The following is a 6,858-nucleotide window of genomic DNA, read 5'->3' on the forward strand; positions in this document are numbered from 1 at the left end:
AAATAGGAATGAGTTAGATCTCTCCGAGAAGGAGTATGAGGAAGCACTAAAGATCCGAAGAACCCTTGCTTCTTCAAACCCTCAAACTTATCTTCCCGACGTTGCGATTACCCTTAACAACCTGGCTAATTTGCATCAAAATAAGAATGAGTTAGATCTCTCCGAGAAGGAGTATGAGGAAGCACTAAAGATCCGAAGAACCCTTGCTTCCTCCAACCCTGAAACGTATCTGCCCTATGTTGCCACTACTCTGAACAACCTGGCGATTTTGCATAAAAATAGGAATGAGTTTGATATCGCCGAGAAGGAGTATGAGGAAGCACTAAAGATCCAAATAACCCTTGCTTCCTCCAACCTTCAAACGTATCTTCCCGACGTTGCGATGACCCTTAACAACCTGGCAAATTTGCATCAAAATCGGAATGAATTTGAGATCGCTGAGAAAGAGTATGAGGAAGCACTGAATGATTATCGAACCCTTGCTTCCTCCAACCCACAGATGTATCTGCCCTATGTAGCCACTATTCTAAACAACCTCGCGACTTTGCATTCTGCTCGGAATGAGTTTGATCTCTCAGAGAAAGAGTATAAGGAAGCACTGAATGATTATCGAACCCTTGCTTCCTCCAACCCACAGACGTATCTGCCCTATGAAGCCACTATTCTAAACAACCTCGCGACTTTGCATTCTGATCGAAATGAGTTAGATCTCTCCGAGAAGGAGTATGAGGAAGCACTAAAGATCCAAAGGACCTTTGCTGCTTCAAACCCTCAAATGTATCTTCCCGACGTTGCGATTACCCTTAACAACCTCGCAACTTTGCATTCTGATCGGAATGAATTTGAGATCGCTGAGAAGGAGTATGAGGAAGCACTGAATATCCGAAGAACCCTCGTTACATCAAATCACTAGGCATATTTGCCTGACGTTGCAATTACTCTTACCAACCTGATGATAATATGTTGTATCTGCTCAAAGACGCAGCGAAGAGAGTTGTAATCGTATGAGTGATGTGTTTCATAAAATGCGAGTTTAATCAGGAAATAATAGGCGTAACCTGACCTGATACACTCATATCCAATAGACTCAACAGATATTACTTATACACCGAAGTATTCTTTATCACACCCCCAGTTTCATCTGACCGTACAGTCTTCCCTTGTCCACAATTCTATTCGCAAGAAACGAAAATGAATTAAGTTCTGTCTGGTCTTTTATTGCCCGAGCTCTTCCTTTAAGTTCCCATGGTTTGACCTGGAAAAAATAATCCGCTTTTCCATCAAGAGACAACAGATTTCTGTCCATCATAGCAGTGATCACAGCAACCGGGCCTCCTGCCTTTGCTCTGGTTTTGCAGGTCTCACAGAACTGCTCCAGTTCCTCCTTGTTATCAGGCCTGAACCAGGCCAGGTGGTATTCGATAAAAAGGATCGATGAAGTATCATGTGAAATATAATCAAGGAGATCAGCAAGTTTGTCTATCTTAATGTGGTTCAGCCGGTCCTGATCCTCTTCCCTGAACCGGAGAAGCGGGACATAATCATGGTTATTGATGTATGAGATTGTGCCAACCGGATACCTGCTGGGAATATCAGCCAGGCAGGCATGAAAGTAGGTATGAGATGCCTGAAATATAGAGAATGCACCGGATGGGATATTTTTGAGAGGATTGCTTTGATCACTCATGTTAATACGTCTCACTGACTTTGTGCACGAATTCAATCTCTTTCCAAGCCCGGTCTAACAGACGCTGATAGTACCTAACATCGATACTCTTTGGATCAAATGAGGGATCAACAAGCAGCCCTTTCTCATCCCTGACAATAAACGAGGCATCCATCCCGGGAACCAGTTCGACGCCATACTGTCGGTACACATCAATGACAGCCTGGGGAATGCACTTATTCTGATATCGTTCTTTTCCAATTCTTCGCTTGATAACCAGATCCTTCGGATCAGCATCCCTGAGCCCGTTTGAATACTGCCGATAAAGACCCCTGACCTCTGACCAGTGGGATGCAATTGCATTGACTTCACGCTCATGAGCCATCAGGGTCAGCATCGCTTCCTGCATCTGCCGAATATATGCCGGCGTGTTCCTCCGCCTTGCAGCAACTCCCCTGGCTTTTATCTTCCCGTTCATAAGCCTCCCGTAATAATTTCCATATGAACCGGTCCCGTCAATCTGGGGAAGAAATACGATCCAGTCATACTGCTCAATCTCGGTTTTAATGTCGGTGAGTTTCTCTATCTCATACTGGGCTTTCAGCGGATCACATTCCTGGATAAAGAGACAATCAATAATTGCATGAAGAACCCTGCCCCGGAGATCGCCAATTGTTGAGACACACTCCTGGAGCAGTTCGGTGGCTTTAAGCGTGATCTGCTCGTGAACCTCGATCCTTCCGAACCTGGCATTTTTGTACCCGGTATATCCAAAACATGTCACGAGCATCCATTTTAAAATTCCATCCATCCCGGCATACGTGGGATCGACCCGTTTCCTCTGCTTGGTGATCTGCCTGAGATCAAGTATTGGTCTGAGCACGGAGGCCAAAAATCCGGTTTTCTCCGGGTATTTCAGTGTCTCGGGTGAGAGGTTATACTTCACAATGATTGAAGGATAAAACGAAGTGAAGTCAATCTGGGTTACATCTTCGTAGATCCCGGGTTGTGGCTGCAGTGTCAGACCCCCCCGGAAATCAAGCCTCATATCTTCGATTCTCCGGTGTGCCTCGGCATCGTTTTTTCTGAACGGAACAGCGATCCCCCGGGCAAGTGCCTCATATACCTCGTAACTAGAGACAAGAGTTCCGGGTGTGAGCCGGCAGGTCAGGTTAGGCGAGAGCCCGGAAAGGCGGGAGGCGAGAAAGATTCCCCTGGCATCTCCTTCCCGATACATAAAACTCTGCCGTGTATCAACAATGATCCGTCCTTCTGGAACCATTGCCCCGAGCCGGTGTTCCATCCGTCCGTATGAAAAATATGATCTTGATGAAAGTCTTCTAAATCGTCCAGTTCGACTTAACGTATTTACAATGCCCCACTTATCTGCCAGATCACAAATGTATGATGACCAGCGATCATAATCGGGAAAGAATATCAGATCAGGATCACAGGTTTGAACAATATCACAGAGATCATCAATGTTCTGCCTGTCTGATCCTTCCAGGATGTATGGTCTCTGTCGATCCAGATCTGTCACTGAAATAGTTCCGGTATGCTCTGACCTGTGTGGATTTTCAGAGAAGGCGATCTCCATTGTTGTGCCGGGAAACTCGTGTACTGGATTAAACCGGTCCATTCCACAGACACCGCCGGGAACAATGGCATGTTCTGCAGCAAACTGCTGCTCCGGCCTTATATCTACATTAAATAAAGAAACCTTGTAATTGGTCTGTTTCTCAATCTCCTCTGCAACTTCTCTTCCTGCTTCAACCTTATAGCCCTGGTATTCTTCGTAGATAGATCTAAACGAGCATTCTGCAATCCCGTAGGTGGAATGGAGTTCTTCTATGATATTGCGATGAAGATGTGGTTCTCTGAAATGTATCAGGAACGAGGGAGAGTAGTTGTGATGTGCTATCTCAAGTCTGCCATCAGTGATCTGCCAAAAGCTGATACCTTTCCTGGTCCGGCATGAATCAAGAATAAATGCGCCTGAACTGCTCATTCAGATCACCAGAGCCCTTCCAGCGTGTTCTGGATATTCACCGGAGTTGAATGATTTTTCCTTGGCTTTGCAAGTGTGTCAAGGTAATACACCACCCGGTTTGCATAGGGATCAATCTCTGAAAACCATCGATCAACTCTGTCAGAGAAGAGAAGAACCATCTGTAAATTCGCAGATTTGCGTCTGCAAATTTCGCCGATGATTGGTATGAGTTCAGGAGTATCCTGGTACCAACTTCTGTCATGCTCAAAAAGGATGAGGGGTTCATCAGCATCTTCCAGGATTGTCAGGATCTGGTACGCGGTAAGTGCCCGCCTGATTTTTACATGGTCATGATTGACAAATAATTTCGTGAGAATTTGTGGATAATTACCACACAGGTACAGGGTTTGATTCTGGTTTGATCTCAGCAGGGTACTGAGCGCCTCCAATAAGATCCCGACTGGGGCTGCAATTACCGAGAAGGACCCCGAGGATCCTGATATGGCCGGATGTATGACTGGAGGCATTGCATACCCTGATCATGAGCTCCAGTATCTAAAGGTTTAGGATGCAGGGCGAAAGTGAACGAGGGTCTGAAAATGTCTTCAATGAATGCTTGGTTTCTTATTCTGAATTACTAAATTGCTGCATTCACTTTCGCAAATTTTGTCTGGTTTATATGTCTGTAGGTGATTGATCATGTCTGGAACAATCAGTCTCATCAATGAAGAAGCAACTTTTTATACTGCAGCATCAAATATCGTATTGTCGATATCGAATAATCGATATCGGATTGTTATGTGATACACATGAGAGATAATCGTGAATTAATGAGATCATTCATGAGAAGGTTTCATGGAATTGGACATTTACGCGGATATGGTGGGCTCAAAATTTTAGTGCTACATATCCTGAGTGAAGGTCCGAAGAATGGAGCTGAGCTCATGGATGCTATTGATATAATGAGTCACGGGCACTGGAAACCCTCTCCCGGATCCATCTATCCGTTACTCAGCAAAGCTGTTGAAGAAAATCTAATTACAAAGAGAGAAGATCGCAAATATGAACTAACTGATGCAGGATTAGAGGAGATTAGTATGTTTAAAACAGGAACAATGTGCCACTCAGATTCTGTCGAAGGAATCCTGAGTGAGATTGATAGCAACCTATCATACCTTGAGGATCTTTCAAATGAAAAACTGGGACCCCACTCAAAGCTGGTAGAAACAATCTGGCAAAAAATTAACAGGATACAGGAGTCAGTAAATTCTCCGGGAAAAGAAACATGATATTTAAGCAGAGGGCGGTCTGAATCTCTGAGCATTCTGCTCTCTTTAGGGTCATGGAATGAGGGCACACATAGCAGCCATACGAATGCCTGATAATCGATTCAGAAGCAACAAACATCCCAAGACATAGGAAATAAACAATGACAACCGCGATTTTGGTAAAAGACCTCACAAAAAAATTCAATGATCTTGTTGCGGTAAACCACATCTCCTTTGAGATAGAGCAGGGAGAAATATTCGGCCTTCTTGGTCCGAACGGTGCTGGAAAAACTACAACCCTCTCTATGCTTGCAACCATGCAGAAACCAACATCAGGATTGGCGACAGTTCAGGGAAAAAATGTTGAAAAAGACGAAGATGGTGTTAGAAAAGCGATAGGCATTGTGTTTCAGGATCAGAGTCTTGATGAAGAACTCACCGCCGGAGAGAACATGGACTTTCATGGACGACTCTACCGGATTCCACCTGAAATCAGAAAACAGCGGATAGATGAACTGCTTCGGCTGGTTGAGTTGCATGAACGAAAAAATGATATCGTAAAGACATTTTCCGGTGGTATGAGGCGCAGACTTGAGATTGCCCGCGGTCTGCTTCATCATCCGTCTGTCCTGTTTCTTGATGAACCAACACTAGGTCTTGATCCCCAGACCCGGAACCATCTTTGGCAGTATATCGCGACGTTAAGCAAAGAAAAGAATATCTCCATCATTCTTACAACTCATTACATGGAAGAGGCTGACCGGCTCTGTGACCGGATAGCAATCATTGACCATGGGACGATCATAGCACTCGATACACCAGAGAATCTGAAAAATGGGATCGGTGGAGATATAATAACGATATCAACACCTGAGTTCGAAAAGGCCTCTAAAATTCTTATTGAACCCTGGATAAACAAACTTGAGATATATAACGACGAGGTCAGGATTAGCCTGCAGAATGCAGAGCAGCATATCAGTGAAGTCATTACTGTTCTAAACCAGCACCAGATCCCGGTTACTTCTGTATCCATTCATAAACCAACTCTCGAAGATGTTTTTCTCTCGTACACCGGGAAGAAAATCAGGGATGAAGAAACCGACAAGAAAGAGACGATGCGAATGCATCACCGGATGGGGAGGCATTAAATGGATATCATCTATACAATCTGGCTCCGGAGCATGATTCGGTATATGCGATCTAGGAGCCGGATAATTGGGAGTATCAGTATGCCTCTGTTCTTCCTGCTGTTCCTGGGATTTGGTCTGAATTCTGTAGTGAATATCCCTGGATTAGGTGAAAATTACATACAGTTCCTGATCCCTGGAATGGTTGCAATGAGTGTACTCTTCACCTCAGTGTTTTCAGGGATTCAGATTATCTGGGACAAACAGTTCGGATTTTTGAAAGAGACACTGGTTGCTCCGGTAACGAGACTTGAGATCATGCTAGGTCAGACCTTTGGTGGTGCAACAACTTCGGTCCTTCAGGGTCTTATGATCATGGTAATCTCGCTCTTTCTGGGACTGAAAGTTCAGAGTATTTCTGGTTTTCTCATAGCCCTTGGTTTCATGGTGCTTATAGGCATATCCTTTACTGCGTTTGGCATTGCAATAGCATCAAGAATGGAGGATATGACCGGGTTCCAACTCATCATGAACTTTGTAATATTTCCGATATTCGGACTATCAGGAGCAATGTTTCCGATAAGTTCACTCCCATCCTGGCTCGGCCCGATTACCATGTTTGATCCGCTCACCTATGGAGTTGAAGGGATTAGGTACGGTCTCACCGGAACAAGTCAGATAAGTCCGGTAATGAGTCTCCTTGTCATCGGCGGATTTGCCTGTGTCATGACGGTTATCGGAACATACCTCTTCAAAAAGATCTCCCTCTGAATTTTTTCTGATAAAATGGGTCGATGTCCCCATATG

General features: G+C 44.6%; 7 protein-coding genes. 4 read left to right on the forward strand and 3 right to left on the reverse strand.

Annotated features, from left to right (window positions below; all coding sequences use genetic code 11):
• Nucleotides 1-913 (forward strand): tetratricopeptide repeat protein (locus VN429_RS07960; protein ID WP_325631846.1); only part of this gene is annotated, 913 nt, incomplete at its 5' end.
• 210 nt (nt 914-1,123) lie between these two features.
• Here VN429_RS07960 and VN429_RS07965 read toward each other — a convergent pair.
• Genes VN429_RS07965 through VN429_RS07975 form a run of 3 tightly spaced genes read right to left on the reverse strand, consistent with a single transcriptional unit; the run spans nt 1,124 to nt 4,183 of the window.
• Entirely contained in the window at nt 1,124-1,687 is a 564-nt protein-coding gene (locus tag VN429_RS07965) for a hypothetical protein (protein WP_325631848.1), read from the reverse strand.
• Nucleotide 1,688: 1 nt separating this feature from the next.
• Entirely contained in the window at nt 1,689-3,674 is a 1,986-nt protein-coding gene (locus VN429_RS07970; protein WP_325631850.1) for a type B DNA-directed DNA polymerase, read from the reverse strand.
• Nucleotides 3,675-3,679: 5 nt separating this feature from the next.
• Complete coding sequence (locus VN429_RS07975) at nt 3,680-4,183, reverse strand: hypothetical protein (RefSeq protein WP_325631853.1); 504 nt, start codon at nt 4,181-4,183, stop codon at nt 3,680-3,682.
• 282 nt (nt 4,184-4,465) lie between these two features.
• Between VN429_RS07975 and VN429_RS07980 the strand changes: the two genes are divergently transcribed.
• The 3 genes from VN429_RS07980 to VN429_RS07990 all read left to right on the forward strand — a co-directional run bounded on the left by VN429_RS07980 (nt 4,466) and on the right by VN429_RS07990 (nt 6,822).
• Nucleotides 4,466-4,945: a PadR family transcriptional regulator gene (locus VN429_RS07980; protein WP_325631855.1), complete on the forward strand. Its 480-nt coding sequence runs from the start codon at nt 4,466-4,468 to the stop codon at nt 4,943-4,945.
• Between the two features lie 140 nt (nt 4,946-5,085).
• Nucleotides 5,086-6,072: an ATP-binding cassette domain-containing protein gene (locus tag VN429_RS07985; RefSeq protein ID WP_325631861.1), complete on the forward strand. Its 987-nt coding sequence runs from the start codon at nt 5,086-5,088 to the stop codon at nt 6,070-6,072.
• Complete coding sequence (locus tag VN429_RS07990; protein ID WP_325631864.1) at nt 6,073-6,822, forward strand: ABC transporter permease; 750 nt, start codon at nt 6,073-6,075, stop codon at nt 6,820-6,822. It abuts the gene before it with no gap.
• The last annotated feature ends 36 nt before the right edge of the window (nt 6,823-6,858 follow it).

This window comes from Methanospirillum sp. (genome assembly GCF_035560735.1).
In the GTDB taxonomy this organism is placed as follows: domain Archaea; phylum Halobacteriota; class Methanomicrobia; order Methanomicrobiales; family Methanospirillaceae; genus Methanospirillum.